We start from the raw sequence: 17,912 nt of genomic DNA, 5'->3' as shown, positions 1-17,912 counted from the left end.
CACGGCGAACGTGCGCCGCGTGGGGGCGGACGGACCTGGGGTGGGTCAGCTGCCCTGGGGCGGAGCGCGTCCGGTGCGCGGCGCGGCGAACGGCGGGTGCGCGGCGGGGAGCCCGGCGCGCGCCGGCCCGGCGGCCGTGGCGTGCGCCACCGGCGGCACCGGGCGCGCGGGCGGCACCCACGGCTGCGGCTGCGCCTCGCCCTGCGCCGCCTGCTGCACGCGCGGCGGCGCGACGGCCTCCGGCCGCTCGGCGCCGGCCGAGCCCGTGGCCCGGTCGGCCGGCGCCTCGGCCGCCGCCGCGGGCGGCGCGCTCGCCGCGTGGACCGTCCCCGGCTGGGCGAAGAGGCCGACGACGGCGAGCAGTAGGACCAGCGGCGCCAGCCAGCGCCGCGCGCGGGGCCGCCGGAGGGCCGCGACGTGCCACGGGGGCATGGCGGCCTCCTCAGGCGTCCGGGGCGGCAACGGTCCGACGGCGCGGGCCCGTCGGGGTCAGGGCTCGATCAGGCCGGCGCGGATAGCGTAACGGGTGAGCTCCAGGCGGTCCCGCATCCCCAGCTTGTGCAGCAGGTTCGCCCGGTGGCGGTGCACGGTCTTGACGCTGATCACCAGGGTGTCGGCGATCTCCTGCGAGGTGTGGCCCTCGGCGATCAGCTTCAGCACCTCCTCCTCGCGCGGCGTCAGCAGGCTCTGCGGCACCTCCTCGCCGTCGCGCGCCCGGTCCAGGTAGTTGCGGATCAGCGCGGTCACGGCCCCCGGGTAGAGGAACGGCTCGCCGCGCCGGACCGCGCGGCAGGCCTCGACCAGGTCGCGGTCGGCGACCGACTTGAGCACATAGCCGCAGGCCCCGGCCTTCAGCGCCTGGAAGAAGTACTGCTCGTTGTCGTACATGCTCAGCATCAGGATGCGCAGCGCCGGCCGGGTGCGGGCGAGTTCGCGGGCCGCCTGGAGCCCGGTCATGCGCGGCATGGCGACGTCGAGGATGGCGAGGTCCGCCTCGTGGGTCGCTGCGGCCCGCACGGCCTCGGCGCCGTCGCCGGCCTCGGCGACCACCGTGAAGTCGGGCTCGCCCTCCAGGATCAGCCGCACCCCGCGGCGCACCAGGGCGTGGTCGTCGGCGAGCAGGATGCGCGTCATGGCGGCGCGGTTCTCGGTCACGGTCGGTCGCCCTCTCGCGTGGTCGGCACGGTCAGCAGCACGCGGGTGCCGCCGTCGGGCCCGGGGGCGATGTCCAGGGCGGCGCCGACCAGCAGCGCGCGCTCCCGCATCCCCCTGATCCCGGCGCCCTCGGGCGCGTCGCCGAGGCCGTGCCCGTCGTCGTCGATCCGCAGCACCACTCCCGACCCCTCGCTCAGAAGCGCGAGTTCGACGCGGGTGGCCTCGGCGTGGCGGGCGACGTTGGTCAGCCCCTCCTGGGCGATCCGGTAGACCACCAGCTCGGCCTCGGGGCCCAGCGGCGGCAGCCCGGCGCGCAGGTCGCGCGCGACCTTCACCCCGGTGTGGGTGGCGACGTCGGTGGCCAGCGACGTCAGCGCCGCCACCAGGCCGAGATCCTCCAGCACCCCGGGCCGCAGCCGCCGGGCGAGGCGGCGCACCTCGTCCAGGCTGTCGCGCACGGTCTCCTGCACCAGCCGCAGCTCCCCGCGCAGCGGCTCGGGCGCCTGGTCGGCGACGCGCTTGACGCCGAGCAGCACCGCGGTCAGGCTCTGCCCCACCTCGTCGTGCAACTCGGCGGAGACCCGGCGGCGTTCGGTCTCCCGCGCGGAGAGCGCGCGGGCGTTGGACAGGGCGCGCTCGGCCTCCAGCCGGTCCAGCATGGAGTTGAACGCGTGCACCGGCTCGGCGATGCCGCCGCGCGCCGGGGGCGGCAGCCGCTGCCCCGGCCGGAGCAGGTCGACGGTGGACATCAGCCGCGACAGCCGTTCCAACGGGGCCAGCCCGATCCGCAGCAGCGCCGCGTTGGCGATCAGCATCACCGCGAGGCCGCCGAGCAGGATGGCCGCCTCGGGCAGCAGGATCGGCACCGAGACGGTCACCGGCGCCCACAGCAGCAGCGCCGTGGCGGCGCCCAGCACCACCGCGTTCAGGGCGAAGATCCGCCAGAAGAGCGACACCGGACCCGCGCCTCCTCGTTCCGCCCTCGCGTGTGCCGGGAACGACACGGCGTCGTCCCCGGCCAAGCCTGCCTCGTGCGTCGCGGCGGGTCGATGGCGACCGGGCCTCATTCACGCGGAGGGGCGGCCCTCCGGCCGCGCCCCTTCTACACCACGCTACCCACCCGAGATGGGGTCCGCGCCCCATGGCGGACCCCGCGGGGGCGGGTGACACTGGGAATTTCAGGGAGGAGTGGACCGGTGCGCCGGACCGCTCCTCCATACGATTGTGTGGCGAAGGGACCAAGTTCGCTATGGCACCGGAGACGTCCAGGCCCCCGGCCGAACGGTTGGACGAACGGCAGGTGAGGGAGCGGCTCGCCCACGAGCGCGCGACCCGGTTGGAGCAGTCGCGGGCTCTGGACGAGTCCGCGAACGGCGCGGCCAACGACGCGCTGACGGTGACGCAACGGGGCGCCGTGCGTTCCGCGTTGGAGGACATCGACGCCGCGCTCGCCCGGCTCGACGCCGGCACCTACGGCGACTGCCAGGGGTGCGCCGCGCCGATCCCGGCGGGACGCCTGGAGATCCTGCCGCACGCCCGGTTGTGCGTCCCGTGCCGGGAGCGCGCGGGCTGACCCTCGGACACCCACCGACACCGTCAGCTCCGGCCGCCGCCGGGGTCTTTTTCTTTTTGGGGACCCTTTCCGCCGGGCCGCCCGCCCTCCGGGCCCCCTCCCGGAGGGGCGTGGGGAACGGACCCCGTTCCCCACGCCCCGCGCCCCCCGCCCGAAGGGACGGAACCATGTCAGAACCGATCCCGCGCGCCCAACCCCCGCCCGCCGACCGCTGGTGGCGGTGGCGGCGCAACCCGCTCCGCCGCCGTGCGGACCTCGTCCAGGCATGGGTGGGACTGCTGTTGGCGTCGACGGTCGCCGTCGCCGCCCCGCTGGTGGCCTGGACGGTCGGCTTCTCCGTCCACGAAGCGCTGACCGCCGCCGCGCGGCGGGAGGCGGGGGAGGGACGCCATCTCGAAGCGGCGCTGGTGGCCGACGCGCCGCGCCATCCGGAGCCGGGCTCGGCGGAGGCGCGGGAGACGCGCTACCCGGCCGAGGTCAGATACACCGCGCCGGACGGCACCGTCCGCACCGGCACCGCCGAGGTGCCGCCCGGACTGGCCGCCGGGGCCCGCACCCGGATCTGGGTGAACGGCGAGGGGCACGTCGCGGAGCCGCCGATGACCGAGGACGCCATCCGTTACCGCGCGGTGGGTTGGGGCGCGGCCGGCGGCGGCGCGGTCGCCGTCACCGGCAGGGGCGCCTACGCGGCGACCGCCTGCCTCCTGGACCGCCGTCGCGCCGCCGCCTGGGACGAGGCGTGGCGGCGCGCCTCGGCGCGCTGGACCGCGCCGCCGTGAGCCCGCACGTGCGCCCCCGTGCGCGCGGGCGCGGGCAACCCCGGAGCGCGCCTTCCCGTCTTTCCCGGTGTCCAGGTCCCGGGCGCGCCCCGTCGTGACAGGCCCGACCGTCCCGTGACCGGAAAGGCAGCCGCATGGCCATCGATCCCGACCTCTGCATCGAACTCCCCGCCGGGTTCGACGACTCGGACGAGGACACCCAGGTCTACCCCGTCGCCTGCAAGCTCTTCATGGGCGTCACCGCCTCCGAGGCGTTCGCCAGGGCAAGCCGCTGGGTGGCGGAGCACGACGTCCGGGTGACGGACGTCTCCTGGGACAACATGCTCGGCGAGGACGAGCCCCACACGCTGAGCCTCTACTTCGTCTTCGAGCTGGACCCGGAGGACGACGAGGACGAGGACTGAGCGGTCCCGGCGCCTCAGCCCGCGAGGTCGGACGGGTCCGTGTTGGCGCCGCAGAGCACGACGCAGACCTCGCCCGCCGTCCCCTCCGGCGCTCCGGCCAGCGCCGTCGCCGCCGCGTGCTCCACCGCGATCCGGTGCTCGCGCCAGAGCCGGAGCCGGGCGGCGACGATCGCCTCGTCCTCCACCAACTCCGCCCGCACATGGGGCTGCCGGCCCCACCACAGGGCGTCGGCCGAGACCCGGCGCGCGCCCAGCGAGTCGGCCGCGACCGAGGCCACGGGCACGTCCACCACCCGCCCGGCCTCCAGCGCCGCGTGCCACGCCCGGCAGTGCGCGGGCTCCACGCCCACCACGTCCAGCCCGTGTTCGGCCGCCGCCGCCGCGACGCCGGCCAGCAGCCCGCCTCCGCCCACCGCGACGACCACGGTGGTCACCGAGGGGCGGGCCGCGACGATCTCCTCGACCAGCGTCCCGGCGCCGGCGGCGACCAGCGGCTGGTCGTAGGCGTGGGAGGCGAGCGCGCCGCTCTCGGCGACGAACTCCGCGCACGCCTCAGCGGCCTCGGCGTACTCCGTGCCGACCTGCCGCACCTCGGCGCCGAGCGCGCGCAGCCGCGCGACCTTGACGGCGGGCGCGGTGGTGGGCGTGAACACCGTCGCCGGCACCCCCTCGCGCGCCGCCGCCCAGGCGGCGGCGAGTCCCGCGTTGCCGCCGGAGGCGATCGCCACGCCGGCGGCCGGCAGCCGTCCCGCGGCGCGCCGTTCACTGAGGAAGTTGAGCGCCCCGCGCGCCTTGAACGACCCGGTGTGCTGGAGGAACTCCAGGGCGAACCAGGTCCGTTCACCCCCGTGAGCCAGCGCGACGGGTCGCGTGACCCCCGCGATCCGCTCGCTCGCCGCCCGCACGTCCGCGTACCCCAGCCCACTCGCGCTCATGCCGTCACCCTAGCCAGGGCCGGTCACGGCCGGCGGCTCAGCCCGCGGCCGACCAGAAGAGGGTGCCGTTGAGCGAGACCAGCGTGGCCAGCACCGCCAGGTCAGCGACGCCCAACGCCGCGCCCAGCAGCGCGCGGCCCCGGCGGCGCGTGCCGCGCAGCAGCGCCGCGGCGGAGAACGCGAGGGCCAGCGGCCCGAGCAGCAGGTTGCCGACCAGCAGCCCGGTCAGCCCGGCGACGAACGCGGCCACGGCGGTGTCGTCCACGGTCCGCCGCCTCGTCGAATCCCCACGGGCGGCGAGCCGTTCCCTGACGGCGAAGAGCGCCAGCCAGGTCGCGATGCCGAACCCCGCGACCAGTGTGAGATCCACCGGCAGATGGGCGGCGGCGCCCGTCAGGACGGAGAGACCGGCGAGCGCGAGGACGAGGAACAGCACGATCGGCCACCTTCGGATGCGGTGAGACAGTTTTCGGTGGAACGGTTTGTGGTGGAACGGTTTCGGTGAACGGTTGTAGAAACAGTTGTGCACCGAGTTCGAGTGTAGCGGTCCTGGTGCGTTCGAGGAAACAGTTGTTTACTGAATCCGATGAGCCGCACCACAGTGATCGGGGCCCGCGAGGCCCAGAAGTTGAAGACGCGCCAGGCGATGCTCGACGCCGCGCTCGGGCTGCTGGAGGAGCAGAGCCTCTCCAGCCTCGGCCTGCGCGAGGTCACCCGCGCCGTCGGCGTCACGCCCACGGCCTTCTACCGGCACTTCCGCGACATCGAGGACCTCGGCGTCGCCCTCGTCGACCAGGCCCTGGGCAACCTCCACACCCTCGTCCGCGCCACCCTCGTCGAGCACGACGACGCCGAGGACCGCATCGACCACACCGTCGCGTTGATCGAACGCCACGTCCGCGCCCACCCCGCGCACCTGCGTTTCCTGGTGCGCGAACGGCACGGGGGCGTCCGCGCCGTGCGCCTGGCCATCGCCGCCCAACTCGACCGCTTCGTGCGGGAGGTGGCCGCCGTCCTCGCCCTGGACGAGGAGTCCGGCGGCTGGAGCGAGCCCGAACTGGAGATGCTCGCCGGGCTGCTGGTCGACCAGATGGTGCTGGCCGTCTCGGCCTTCCTCTCCGCGATGCTCGACGAGGGCCCCACCACCGCGGAGGTCGCCGCCGCGACCAGGCTCCGCCTGCGCCTGATCCACCTTGGCCGCGAAGCCTCGGGCCGGCGGGCCCCGTGAGGAACGAGGGACGCGGCGGGGGTGGGGGCGCGGGGAACTGCGCGGGCAACCGGCCGCCGGGGTTACGTCGACAACCGGCCCGGGCCACGCACGTGAGTAGTCGACCGCGCCTCGCCACCCAGCATTCGCGCAGTTCCCCGCGCCCCTGAGGGGGTTGGGGGGCGCGGGGAACTGCGCGGGCAACCACGCACCGGGGTCACGTCGACAACTCACCCACCCATGAAGCTCCGTAGTCGACTGCGGCCCGCCACCCAGCATTCGCGCAGTTCCCCGCGCCCCCAAGCCGCCCACCGGCGTGACAGGGGCGCGGGGAACTGCGCGGGCAACCGGCCGCCGGGGTTACGTCGACAACCGGCCCAGGCCACGCACGTGAGTAGTCGACCGCGCCCCGCCACCCAACATTCGCGCAGTTCCCCGCGCCCCCGAGGGGGCCGGCCGCCGTGGTGAGGGCGACAGAGCACCGATCAGTCGCGGACGGTGGTCGCTCCCCGAAGCGCCGGCAAGGCCGTCGCTCCCGGAACCGCCGGCAAGGCGATAGGTTCGGGCGGCATGGACATAGCGATCAGATCCGGTTATGTGGTGCCCGTGGACGGCGAACCCATCACCCGGGGCACGGTGCTGGTGGTTGACGGGAGGATCGCGGCCGTCGGGCCCGACGCCGAGGTGGCGGTGCCGGACGGGGTGCGGGTCGTGGACGCGGCGGGGCGGTGGGTGCTGCCGGGGTTCGTGGAGGCCCACGGGCACATCGGGGTCCACGAGGAGGCCGAGGGCTGGGCCGGCCAGGACACCAACGAGATGACCGACCCCGTGGGCGCGCGGATGCGGGCGTTGGACGCCATCAACCCGGCTGACCTCGGCTTCGCCGACGCCCTGGCTGGCGGGGTCACCAGCGCCGTGATCAAGCCGGGCTCGGGCAACCCCATCGGCGGCCAGACCGTCGCGGTCAAGTGCTGGGGCCGGACCGTCGACGAGATGCTGGTGCGCCAACCGGTCAGTGTGAAGAGCGCGTTGGGCGAGAACCCCAAGCGGGTCTACGGCGAGAAGAAGCAGCTGCCCTCCACCCGGCAGGGCGTCGCCGCGGTGATCAGGGACCAGTTCACCAAGGCGCAGGACTACCGGGCGCGCCGGGCGCGCGCCGAGGAGGAGGGGAAGCCGTTCGAACGCGACCTCACCCTTGAGGTGCTGGTGCGGGTGCTGGACGGCGAGCTGCCGTGGTGCCAGCACAGCCACCGCGCCGACGACATCGCCACCGCGATCCGGCTGGCCGACGAGTTCGGGTACCGGCTGGTGCTGAACCACGGCACGGAGGGCCATCTGCTGGCCGACGAGATCGCCCGCCGGGAGATCCCGGTGATCAGCGGGCCGCTCTTCACCTCGCGCAGCAAGGTGGAGGTGCGCCACCGCACCCTGGCCAACCCGGGCATCCTGGACCGCGCCGGCGTGCGGGTGGCGATCACCACCGACCACCCGGTGGTGCCGATCAACTTCCTGGTCCACCAGGTGACGTTGAGCGTCAAGGAGGGCCTGGACCGGGACCGGGCGCTCGCGACCATCACCACCAACCCGGCCGCGATCCTCGGCCTCGACGACCGGGTCGGCGCGCTGCGGCCGGGGCTCGACGGCGACGTGGTGATCTGGTCCGGCGACCCGCTGGACGTGATGAGCCGCGCGCTGCGGGTCTTCGTCGAGGGCCGCGAGGTCTACTCCTACGACACCGCACGCGGCGTCGGCGAGGTCGTCGACCCGTTCTACCGGGAGGACGGCCGCTCGTAGGGGTCGGGGGCCGGGGCGAACCAGACGGTGGCCAGCGGCGGCAGCGTCGGGGTGACGCTGGCCGGCTGGCCGTGGCTCGGGGCCGTCTCGGCCTTCAGCGGCTCGGGGTTGGTGACCCCGCCGCCGCCGTAGCGGAGCGCGTCGGTGTTCAGCACCTCGCGCCAGGCGTCGGCCGCCCCCGGCACCCCGAGCCGGTAGTCGGGGCGGACCACGGCGGAGAAGTTGCTGACGGCCAGCAGCGGGGAGCCGTCGGCGGCGAAGCGGAGGAACGCCAGCACGTTGTCGGCGGCGGCGTCGGCCGCGACCCAGGCGAAACCGCCGGGGTCGGTGTCGCGCTCCCAGAGCGCGGGGGTCGCGCGGTAGCGCGCGTTCAGCTCGCGCACCAGGTCGCGCACCCCCCGGTGGTCGCCGGTGGCCACGTAGTCGTCGGCCAGCACCCACCACTGCGGGCCCTCGGTCTCCGACCACTCGGCGCCCTGGGCGAACTCCTGCCCCATGAACAGCAGTTGCTTGCCCGGGTGGGACCACATGAACCCCAGCGCCGCCCGCAGGTCGGCCCGGCGGCGCCACCAGTCGCCCGGCATCTTGTTGACCAGTGCGCCCTTGCCGTGGACCACCTCGTCGTGGGAGAAGGGCAGCACGTAGTTCTCGGAGTAGGCGTAGTGCATGGCGAACGTCATCCGGTGGTGGTGCCACGCCCGGTGCACGGGGTCCTCCGCCAGGTACTTCAGCGAGTCGTGCATCCAGCCCATGTTCCACTTGAAGCCGAAGCCCAGGCCGCCGTGGTCGGTGGAGCGGGTGACGCCGTCCCAGGCGGTGGACTCCTCGGCGACGGTGAAGACGCCGGGGCAGCGGCGGTAGACCGTGGCGTTCATCTCCTGGAGGAAGGCGACGGCGTCCAGGTTCTCCCGGCCGCCGTGCGCGTTGGGCAGCCACTCGCCGTCCTCGCGCGAGTAGTCCAGGTAGAGCATGGAGGCGACGGCGTCCACCCGCAGCCCGTCCACGTGGTACTCCTCGCACCAGTAGACGGCGTTGGCCACCAGGAAGTTGCGCACCTCGCGGCGGCCGTAGTCGAACTCCAACGTGCCCCAGTCCGGGTGCTCGGCGCGGCGCGGGTCGGGGTGCTCGTAGCAGGGGGTGCCGTCGAAGCGGGCCAGCGCCCACTCGTCCTTCGGGAAGTGCGCCGGCACCCAGTCGATCAGCACCCCGATCCCGGCCCGGTGGAGCGCGTCCACCAGGTGCTTGAAGTCGTCCGGGGTGCCGAGCCTGGCCGTCGGCGCGTAGTAGCCGGTCACCTGGTAGCCCCAGGAGCCGCCGAACGGGTGCTCGGCGGGCGGCATCAGCTCGACGTGGGTGAAGCCCAGGTCGCTCACGTAGGCGGGGAGTTCCTCGGCCAGCTCGCGGTAGCCGAGCCCGGGGCGCCAGGAGGCGGGGTGCAGCTCGTAGACCGACATCGGGGCGGCGTGCGGCCGGCGCCGCGCGCGGGAGGCCAGCCAGGCGTCGTCGCCCCAGACGTACTCGCCGCGGTGCACGACGGAGGCGTTGGCCGGGGGGCACTCGGTGCGGCGCGCGAGGGGGTCCGCGCGCAGGGAGTGCGCGCCGTCGGCGCCCAGGACGTCGTACTTGTAGAGCGCGCCGGCGTCCACGCCGGGGACGAACAGCTCCCACACGCCGCTCGCGCCGAGCGAGCGCATCGGCAGCGCCGTCCGTTCCCAGTGGGTGAAGTCGCCGACCACCCGTACACCGCGCGCGTTCGGCGCCCAGACCGTGAAACGGGTGCCGGCCACCCCCTGGTGGACCATCGGGCACGCGCCGAGCGCCTCCCACAGCCGTTCGTGCCGGCCCTCGGCGATCAGGTGGAGGTCCAGCTCGCCGAGGGCCGGCAGAAAGCGGTAGGCGTCGTGGTCCACCGACCCGGAGCCGTCCGGGTAGGCCACCACCAGCCGGTACTCCTCGGGCGGCGGGCCGGGCAGCACGCCGGCGAAGAAGCCGTCCCCCAGTGCCTCCAACGCGGTGTCCGCGCCGCCGACGCGCACCGAGACCCGGCGTGCGAGCGGGCGCAGCGCGCGAACGAGCGTCCCCTCGGCGACCGGATGCGCCCCCAGCAGCGCGTGCGGGTCGTAGTGCGCCCCTTCGAGCAACAGCGCGCGGTCTCGTGCGGAAAGCTTCACGGTGCGGGTCTCCTTGGGGAAACGGCGGGGGTGGGGAGTCGGAGCGGGGAGAGGGCGCGCTCAGGCGGCGGCCTCGGCCAGCCGCCGGATCGCCATCATGGGGACCGGCAGCCAGGAGGGCCGGTGGCGCGCCTCGTACAGCACCTCGTAGACCGCCTTGTCGGTCTCGTAGGAGAGCAGCAGCTCCCGCTCGGCCAGCGGGTCCTCGCCCCCGCCGTCCGCGTAGCCGGCGCAGTAGGCGGCCCGGTTGGCGCGGGACCACTCGGCGGCCCGCGAGTCCCCGTCCACCTGGTGCTGGCAGGCCGCGTAGTCGAAGGAGCGCAGCATCCCCGCCACGTCCCGCACCGGCGGCCCCGGCTCCCTGCGGTCGGCGAGCGGCCTCGCCGGCTCCCCCTCGAAGTCGATCATGGTCCAGTGGGCGCCGGCCTCGCCGACCGGGCCGTCGGCGGTGAGCACCTGGCCGAGGTGGAGGTCGCCGTGCAGCCGCTGGACGCGGGCGCCACCGCCGCGCGCCGCGTGGTCGGCGAGCGCCGCATAGCAACGGCGCAGCCCGTCGCGGTAGGGACGCAGCGCGGAGACGACCTCGACGGCCTGGTCCAGCCGTTCCATCATGCCCAGCGCGATGCCCTCCAGCCGACGTCCCGTCAGCAGGTCGGTCGGCAGCACCTCGGCCAGCGCGGCGTGCACCTCGGCCGTCGCCCGGCCGAGCGCGTGCGCGGCCGGCGTGAAGTCGGGGCCCTCGGCGAGCGAGCGCTGGGCCAGCTGCCACCCGTCGGTCGAGCCGGCGAGGAACGGCTGGAGCACCCCGAGCGTCAGGGGCTCCTCAGGGCCGCCCGGCCAGTGCGCCTCGAACCAGGCGGCCGGCGCCGGCACCCGGGCGCACCCCGTCCTGGCCAGCGCCAGCGGCAGCTCCAGGTCCGGGTTGACGCCGGGGGAGACCCGGCGGAAGAGCTTGAGGATGTGGGCGTCGCCGAAGACCACGGAGGAGTTGGTCTGTTCGCCGGTGAGCACGCGGGGCGCGAGGCCGGAGGGGATGGCGGCGCCCGGCGCCCGGCCGAAGGTGAGGGTGCCGAGGCGGCCGGGGGTGCGCAGCCGTTCCAGCAGCAGCCCCGCCAGCCGCGGGTCGTGCAGCGCCTCGTAGACGGCCAGCCCGCGCAGCGGCCCCTCGGTGGGGCGGCCGACCAGCGCGGGGCCGAGCGCGTCGGGGAGCGCGGTCCTGACGCCGAGCAGCAGCTGGTAGCAGTCGCCCGCCGCGGACTCGGGCGAGCGGCCCGGCCGCGCCCCGGCCCGCACCAGCAGGTGGAGCAGGCCGGGGGCGGTGCCCGTGGGGGAGAGGGGGAGCAGCTCGGTCGCCGAGATCAACGCCAGCTCGCCGAGGGGCCGCCCCTTGCCCGCGAACCAGCGTTGCTCCGGAAGCCAGTTGGCGAGCGGCCCACTGAGGGAACGCAACAGGGCGCTGCCCTGCGCCCGCGGGGGCGCGGACTGACCCTGCGAGCCGGATGCCCGAGCGGTCCGGGGCGCGGAACTATCCGACATATCATCCTTTCCCCGGGCATGGGATATGTCACGAAGTGTCCCGGATCGAGGCGTGAGTTGCCTGGTCGTGCGGGACGTGTCGTGCAGGAACGGCCGTGCGGGTGAGGGCCGTAACGGAGAGGGAGGCCCTGGCCAATGCCCTGCCGGGGGGAGGCTTCCCCCAGCGTGCTGGGGGTAAGCCCGTGCGGCGCCCTTCTACGCCTTATGACTCCGAGGCTTTACGCAGCCGAAACCAGTAGAACCCGTGACCCGCCAGGGTCAGCAGATAGGGCAGTTCCCCGATGGGCGGGAAGCGCACCCCGCCGATCAGCTCGACGGGCACCCGACCCGTCCACGGCCTCAGGTCCAGCTCGGTCGGCTGGGAGAACCGCGAGAAGTTGTTGACGCACATCACCAGGTCGTCGCCGTGCTCCCGCAGATACGAGAGCACCGCAGGGTTGGACGAGGGCAGCTCGGTGTAGGTGCCGAGCCCGAACGCCGGGTTCTGCTTGCGGATCTCCACCATCCGCCGCGTCCAGTGCAGCAGCGAGGCCGGCGAACTCATCGCCGCCTCGACGTTGGTGACCTGGTACCCGTAGACCGGGTCCATGATCGTCGGCAGCGACAGCCGGCCCGGGTCGCAGGAGGAGAAGCCCGCGTTCCGGTCCGGGGTCCACTGCATCGGGGTGCGGACCGCGTCCCGGTCACCGAGCCAGATGTTGTCGCCCATCCCGATCTCGTCGCCGTAGTACAGGATTGGCGAGCCGGGCAGGGACAGCAGCAGCGCGGTGAACAGCTCGATCTGGTTGCGGTCGTTGTCCAGGAGCGACGCCAGCCGCCGCCGGATGCCGATGTTGGCGCGCATCCGCGGATCCTTGGCGTACTCCGCGTACATGTAGTCGCGCTCCTCGTCGGTGACCATCTCCAGGGTCAGCTCGTCGTGGTTGCGCAGGAAGATCCCCCACTGGCAGCCGCCGGGGATCTGCGGGGTCTTGGCGAGGATCTCCGAGACCGGGTAGCGGGACTCCCGGCGCACGGCCATGAAGATGCGCGGCATCACCGGGAAGTGGAACGCCATGTGGCACTCGTCGCCGCCCTTGTCGTAGTCGCCGAAGTAGTCGACGACGTCCTCCGGCCACTGGTTGGCCTCGGCGAGCAGCACCGTGTCGGGGTAGAGCGCGTCGATCTCGGCGCGTACCCGCTTGAGGAACCCGTGGCTGGCCGGCAGGTTCTCGCAGTTGGTGCCCTCCTCCGCGTAGAGATAGGGCACGGCGTCCAGCCGGAAGCCGTCGATGCCCAGGTCCAGCCAGAACTTCAGCGCGGAGATCATCTCCTCCTGGACCGCCGGGGACTCGTAGTTGAGGTCCGGCTGGTGGGAGAAGAAACGGTGGAAGTAGTACTGCTTGCGGACCGGGTCGAACGCCCAGTTCGACGACTCGGTGTCGACGAAGATGATCCGGGCGTCCGCGTACCCCTTGTCGTCGTCGGCCCAGACGTAGTAGTCGCCGTAGGGGCCCTCCGGGTCCTTGCGGGACTCCTGGAACCAGCGGTGCTGGTCGCTGGTGTGGTTCATCACGAAGTCGATGATGACCCGCATCCCCCGCTGGTGGGCCGCGTCCACGAACTCCACGAAGTCCGCGAGGTCCCCGAACTCGGGGAGCACGTCCGTGTAGTCCGACACGTCGTACCCGCCGTCGCGCAGCGGGGACTTGAAGAAGGGCGGCAGCCACAGGCAGTCCACGCCCAGCCACTGGAGATAGTCGAGTCTCGCGGTGATCCCCTTCAGATCACCGATACCGTCGCCGTTGCTGTCCTGGAAGGAGCGGACGAGGACCTCGTAGAAGACCGCGCGCTTGAACCACTCGGGATCGCGGTCGCGGGCTGGCGTGTCCTCGAAGGTGTCGAGGACCGGCTCATTGACGCTCATCGTTGGGTGACCCTCCGGTCTGTGAGGACGGTCGCAGGGCCAGCACGTGGGCCGAGGAGGCGTACGCATCCGCACGGCCCGGCTCAAGCCGCACATAGTTGTCCCTGCCCCAGTAGTAGGTCGTCCCGGTGAGCTGGTCGCACACCGGAAAGGGCTCGGCGCCACCTTCCTGCGCGGGCGTGAGGCCGCACCCATGGAGTTGCTCCATATCCAACGAGACCGTCGCTTCGTGGGTGTGGTGGGGATCGAGGTTGACCACGATCAGCACGCAGTCGGCCTGAGGTGTCCGCGTCCGCTTGGAGTAGGCCAGGATGTGCTCGTTGTTGGTGCGATGAAAGTGAAGATTCCGAAGCTGCCGCAGCGCGGGGTGGCGCCGCCGGAGCGCGTTGAGAAGCGAGACGAGCCCCGTGATGCTCTCCCCCGAGTCCTCGGCGCCCGCCCAGTCGCGCGGACGGAGCTGGTACTTCTCCGAGTCCGCGTACTCCTCACTGCCCGGCGCCGCCGGCGTGTTCTCGCACAGCTCGTAGCCCGCGTACATCCCCCAGCTCGGGGAGAGCGTCGCGGCCAGCACGGCCCTGGTCTGGAACGCCGGCCGGCCGCCGTTCTGGAGATAGGCGTGCAGGATGTCCGGGGTGTTGACGAAGAAGTTCGGCCGCATGGAGGACGCGGCCGACCCGCTGAGTTCCGTCAGGTACTCCGTCAGTTCGTCCTTGGTGTTGCGCCAGGTGAAATACGTGTAGGACTGCTGGAAACCGATCTGCGCCAACGTCTGCATCATCGCCGGCCTGGTGAACGCCTCGGCCAGGAAAAGCACGTCCGGATCGGTCCTGTTGATCTCCATGATGACCTTCTCCCAGAAGACCACCGGCTTGGTGTGCGGGTTGTCCACGCGGAAGATCCGCACCCCGTGCGCCATCCAGAAGCGCAGTACCCGCAACGTCTCGGTGACCAGGCCGCGGAAGTCCTGCTCGAAGGAGATCGGATAGATGTCCTGGTACTTCTTGGGCGGGTTCTCGGCGAACGCGATCGTGCCGTCGGCGCGCCGCGCGAACCATTCCGGGTGGGACTTCACCCAGGGATGGTCGGGGCTGCACTGGAGGGCGAAGTCGAGCGCCACCTCCATGCCGAGTTCCCCGGCCCGCGCGACGAAGGCGTCGAAGTCGTCGAGGGTGCCCAGGTCCGGGTGGACCGCGTCGTGGCCGCCGTCGGCCGAGCCGATCGCCCACGGCGAGCCCACGTCGTCGTGGCGCGCCGAGAGCGCGCCGCCGCGGCCCTTGCGGAACGCCGTGCCGATGGGGTGGATCGGCGGCAGGTAGACCACGTCGAAACCCATCCGCGCGACGGCGGGCAGCCGCTCGGCGGCGGTGCGCAGGGTGCCGGAGACGGGGGGCGTGTGCGGCCGGACGCGCGCGCCCTCCGAGCGCGGGAACAGCTCGTACCAGGAGCCGAAGAGCGCCCGCTCACGCTCGACCACCAGCGGCAGCGGCCGGGAGGCGCTGACCAGTTCGCGCAGCGGATGGGCCGTCAGCACCTCGGCCACCTCGGCGGACTGCGCGACCGCCAGCCGGGTCGCCGGCGGCAGTTCGACGTCCTCCAACGCGTCGGCGGCGCGCAGCACCGCCTCCCGCCCGGCGTTCTTCGGCACGCCACCGGCCGCCCGGCGCAGCAGTTCGGCGCCCTCCAGGAACGTCAGCTCGACGTCCACGCCGGCCGGGACCTTCAGGGCGGCGCGCCGCCGCCAGCTGGTGACCGGGTCGCCCCACGCCTCCACGGCGAAGGTCCAGCGGCCCTCGCGGTCGGGGGTGATCTCGGCGCCCCACCGGTCGAGTCCCGGCTGGAGCTCCCGCATGGGGATCCACGGGCCGCCGCGACCGCCGGGGTCGCGCAGCACGACGTTGGCGCCGACCGCGTCCGGCCCCTCGCGGAAGACGGTGGCCGTCACCGAGAACGTCTCGCCCGGAACGGCCTTCACCGGGCGGCGCCCGCAGTCAACGCGCGGCTGGACGTCGAGGACAGGGATACGACCGATCATGTGGGGATCACCTGGATGCGTCGGGGGCGGGCTTTTTCCCTCACCGGGAGGGAACTTCGTCCTTTGTATCCGCTGAACCGCTGAATGGCGGGATTCGGGCATGGCCGCTCCGGTGCGCGTTCACTCGTGTGGGGGTTGCCGTGTGGCAAGCCTGCCCACGCGGGGGCCCCGCACAATCCGCTCCCCGATGACCGTCACGTATCCGGTCGGGAAAACTCTGGAGTCGCCGCCGAAGGTCAGGTGATGTCGTATACACGGCACGGCATTACGGCCGGAACAAACACGGCCCGCGTGCCGCGCGGCGCCCTCGCGGAAGCGCACAACGGAAAGCCGGCCCCCACCTGCGGGAAACAGGCGGGGGCCGGCGTACGGCGAATCGGGGAATGAGCCGCTGGCACATTCCCCCGGTTTCCCCGGTGATACCCCGGTTCGGCGGGGATCACCGGATGGGCGGGCTACCGGTGGGAGATGTCGTCCTCCGCGGAGGGGCGGTGGGTGCCGTCCGGCGGGAGGACGCCGGAGGCCGTCGAGGCGGTGGAAGCGGTGGAGGCGGTGGAGGCGGTGGAGGCGGTGGAGGCGTCCAGCGCGAAGCCGGGGTGCGGCGGCTGGTTGTAGGCCGTGTTCTGCCAGGCCACGCCCGTGCGGTACTGGCGGTCCTCCATCAGCGCGGGGAACGACAGGTCCGTGGGGATGTCCGTCGAGTGGATCCGCAGCGCGCTGTTGTCCGAGGTGCGCCAGACGACCTCCTCGCGCCAGTCGCCGAGGATGTCCGCCGACAGCGCCGGCGTCGCCTTCGTACCGTTGTTGGACGCGACGCCCTCCGCGGTCAGCAGCCGCTCGTCGCCGTCCGGGCCGTACTTGTCGATGTGGGTGTCGTCCAGCAGCTCGCGGGTCGCGTCGCCGTCCCACCACACCAGGAAGTTGGTGCTCGACGGCTTCCGCCCGATCTCGTCGCCCGACAGGTCCCGCAGCGAACCGTCGGCGCTGGACCAGAACTCGGCGCCCGGGTTGTCCGCCCAGATGTCGCCGCCCACACCGCGCCCGTTGTCCGAGCCGCCGGGGGTCTCCCACAGCACGTCGCCGTTGGCCGGGTCGATCAGCAGCGAGGCCGGCGAACCGCTGTTCTCCGAGACCTTGTAGTACTCAAGCCCCTCGCGCGTCGGGTCGAAGTCCCCCAGGTGCTGGGCGTCGCCGTGCCCGGTGCCGGTCGTCCACAGCGGCGAGCCGTCGTCGTCGATCGCCATCGCGCCGTAGACGATCTCGTCCCGGCCGTCGAGGTCCACGTCGCCCACGGAGAGGCTGTGCGAGCCCTGCCCCGCGTACTGGCTCCCCGACACGTCGCTGTCGAAGAACCAGCGCTGGCTCAGCGACTGCCCGTCGAAGTCCCAGGCCGCGACCGTGGAACGGGTGTAGTAGCCGCGCGCCATGATCAACGAGGGCCCCTCGCCGTCCAGATAGGCGGTGCCGGCGAGGAAGCGGTCGACGCGGTTGCCGTAGTCGTCGCCCCAGTCGCCGACGTTGCCGCGCGGCGGCGCGTAGTCGACGGTGTCCACGGCCGCGCCGCTCGCCCCGTCGAACACGGTCAGGAACTCGGGCCCCGACAGCACGTAGCCCGCGCTGTTGCGGTGGTCCGCGCCGGCGTCCCCGATCACGGTGCCCGCGCCGTCCACCGTGCCGTCGGCGGTCTTCACCGCGACCTCGGCCGTGCCGTTCCCGTCGTAGTCGAACACCTGGAACTGGGTGTAGTGGGCGCCGGCCCGGATGTTGCGGCCCAGGTCGATCCGCCACAGCTGCTCGCCGGTCAGGGTGTAGGCGTCCAGATAGACGTTGCCCGTCACCCCGGCCTGCGAGTTGTCCTTCGCGTTCTCCGGGTCCCACTTGACGACGATCTCGAACTCGCCGTCCCCGTCCAGGTCGCCCACCGAGGCGTCGTTGGGCACGTGCTCGCCCGAGGGGCGGTCCAACGGGATGTCGGTCGACGCCGCCGGCAGGGCCAGCGCCTCGTCGGCGGCCATCGTCTCCACGCCGTCGGCCACGGTGGCCAGGGAGTACGCGGCGTCGGCCGGCGCACCCTCGTCGAGGAAGCTGGTGAGCCCGGTCAGCGGCTCCTCGGTGACCCGGGAGCCGTCCCGGTAGAGGTGGAAGGCGATGTCGTCGGGGTCGGCCGCCAGCGAACGCCAGCTCACCAGGTTGCCCCGGTCGTTGCCGACGCTGACCAGGCCGCGCCCCAGACCGTCCGCCGGCGCCGAGGCGGCCGGTGCGGCGCCCGCGGGCGTCTCGTCGGCCCGGGCCAGCGCGGCCATGCCGCCGGAGGCCAGCGCGCCGCAGAGGGCGGCGGCCAGCAGCGCCCTGCGGCGCCTGGGGGATCGTGCGCGTGTGCGGGAAGGCACGGGATCTCCTCGCTCGTGGGGGAGTGCGGG

At 73.3% G+C, this 17,912-nt stretch carries 15 protein-coding genes; 5 read left to right on the top strand and 10 right to left on the bottom strand.

Annotated features, from left to right (window positions below; all coding sequences use genetic code 11):
• Positions 1–45: 45 nt before the first annotated feature.
• Genes FH715_RS25250 through FH715_RS25240 form a run of 3 tightly spaced genes read right to left on the bottom strand, consistent with a single transcriptional unit; the run spans position 46 to position 2,111 of the window.
• The gene (locus FH715_RS25250) at positions 46–432 is read right to left on the bottom strand and encodes a hypothetical protein (protein ID WP_139649271.1); all 387 of its coding nucleotides are present in this window, start codon (positions 430–432) and stop codon (positions 46–48) included.
• A gap of 57 nt (positions 433–489) precedes the next feature.
• Complete coding sequence (locus FH715_RS25245; protein ID WP_139649322.1) at positions 490–1,134, bottom strand: response regulator; 645 nt, start codon at positions 1,132–1,134, stop codon at positions 490–492.
• 17 nt (positions 1,135–1,151) lie between these two features.
• Entirely contained in the window at positions 1,152–2,111 is a 960-nt protein-coding gene (locus FH715_RS25240) for a sensor histidine kinase (RefSeq protein WP_139649269.1), read from the bottom strand.
• A gap of 293 nt (positions 2,112–2,404) precedes the next feature.
• On the opposite strand from FH715_RS25240, the gene FH715_RS25235 reads away from it, so the two are divergent.
• The 3 genes from FH715_RS25235 to FH715_RS25225 all read left to right on the top strand — a co-directional run bounded on the left by FH715_RS25235 (position 2,405) and on the right by FH715_RS25225 (position 3,911).
• Positions 2,405–2,728, top strand: coding sequence for a TraR/DksA family transcriptional regulator (locus tag FH715_RS25235; protein WP_139649267.1), 324 nt, complete (start codon positions 2,405–2,407; stop codon positions 2,726–2,728).
• A 167-nt stretch (positions 2,729–2,895) separates the two neighbouring features.
• Positions 2,896–3,507 carry an Rv1733c family protein gene (locus FH715_RS25230; RefSeq protein ID WP_139649265.1) on the top strand — a complete coding sequence of 204 codons (612 nt, stop codon included), beginning with the start codon at positions 2,896–2,898 and terminating at the stop codon, positions 3,505–3,507.
• Positions 3,508–3,641: 134 nt separating this feature from the next.
• Positions 3,642–3,911, top strand: a complete 270-nt coding sequence (locus tag FH715_RS25225) for a hypothetical protein (protein ID WP_139649262.1) — start codon at positions 3,642–3,644, stop codon at positions 3,909–3,911.
• A gap of 14 nt (positions 3,912–3,925) precedes the next feature.
• On the opposite strand, the gene FH715_RS25220 is transcribed toward FH715_RS25225, so the two are convergent.
• On the bottom strand, positions 3,926–4,846 hold the full coding sequence (locus FH715_RS25220) for a serine/threonine dehydratase (protein ID WP_139649260.1): 921 nt from the start codon (positions 4,844–4,846) through the stop codon (positions 3,926–3,928).
• 37 nt (positions 4,847–4,883) lie between these two features.
• Positions 4,884–5,282: a hypothetical protein gene (locus FH715_RS25215; protein ID WP_342782193.1), complete on the bottom strand. Its 399-nt coding sequence runs from the start codon at positions 5,280–5,282 to the stop codon at positions 4,884–4,886.
• Positions 5,283–5,432: 150 nt separating this feature from the next.
• On the opposite strand from FH715_RS25215, the gene FH715_RS25210 reads away from it, so the two are divergent.
• Together FH715_RS25210 and FH715_RS25205 are read left to right on the top strand one after the other, a co-directional pair.
• A complete protein-coding gene (locus FH715_RS25210; protein WP_139649258.1) occupies positions 5,433–6,074 on the top strand; it encodes a TetR family transcriptional regulator in 642 nt (213 codons plus the stop codon).
• Between the two features lie 549 nt (positions 6,075–6,623).
• Complete coding sequence (locus FH715_RS25205) at positions 6,624–7,847, top strand: amidohydrolase (RefSeq protein ID WP_139649256.1); 1,224 nt, start codon at positions 6,624–6,626, stop codon at positions 7,845–7,847.
• On the opposite strand, the gene glgB is transcribed toward FH715_RS25205, so the two are convergent.
• The 5 genes from glgB to FH715_RS25180 form a co-directional block, all read right to left on the bottom strand.
• Complete coding sequence (gene glgB / locus FH715_RS25200; protein WP_139649253.1) at positions 7,823–10,018, bottom strand: 1,4-alpha-glucan branching protein GlgB; 2,196 nt, start codon at positions 10,016–10,018, stop codon at positions 7,823–7,825. The two genes, FH715_RS25205 and glgB, sit on opposite strands and share 25 nt — an antisense overlap.
• A 60-nt stretch (positions 10,019–10,078) precedes the next feature.
• A complete protein-coding gene (locus FH715_RS25195) occupies positions 10,079–11,554 on the bottom strand; it encodes a maltokinase N-terminal cap-like domain-containing protein (RefSeq protein WP_139649251.1) in 1,476 nt (491 codons plus the stop codon).
• Positions 11,555–11,756: 202 nt separating this feature from the next.
• Positions 11,757–13,460 carry a maltose alpha-D-glucosyltransferase gene (treS, locus tag FH715_RS25190; protein ID WP_139649249.1) on the bottom strand — a complete coding sequence of 568 codons (1,704 nt, stop codon included), beginning with the start codon at positions 13,458–13,460 and terminating at the stop codon, positions 11,757–11,759.
• On the bottom strand, positions 13,447–15,492 hold the full coding sequence (locus tag FH715_RS25185) for an alpha-1,4-glucan--maltose-1-phosphate maltosyltransferase (protein WP_139649246.1): 2,046 nt from the start codon (positions 15,490–15,492) through the stop codon (positions 13,447–13,449). The genes treS and FH715_RS25185 overlap by 14 nt, the downstream gene beginning before the upstream one ends.
• Positions 15,493–15,947: 455 nt before the next feature.
• Complete coding sequence (locus FH715_RS25180) at positions 15,948–17,882, bottom strand: rhamnogalacturonan lyase (protein ID WP_425472776.1); 1,935 nt, start codon at positions 17,880–17,882, stop codon at positions 15,948–15,950.
• Positions 17,883–17,912: the final 30 nt, after the last annotated feature.

The organism is Streptomyces sedi (assembly GCF_006335015.1).
GTDB classification, from domain to species: domain Bacteria; phylum Actinomycetota; class Actinomycetes; order Streptomycetales; family Streptomycetaceae; genus Streptomyces; species Streptomyces sedi.
The sequence above is the reverse complement of the archived record's forward strand: the minus strand, read 5'-3'. Positions and strand labels throughout refer to the sequence as shown.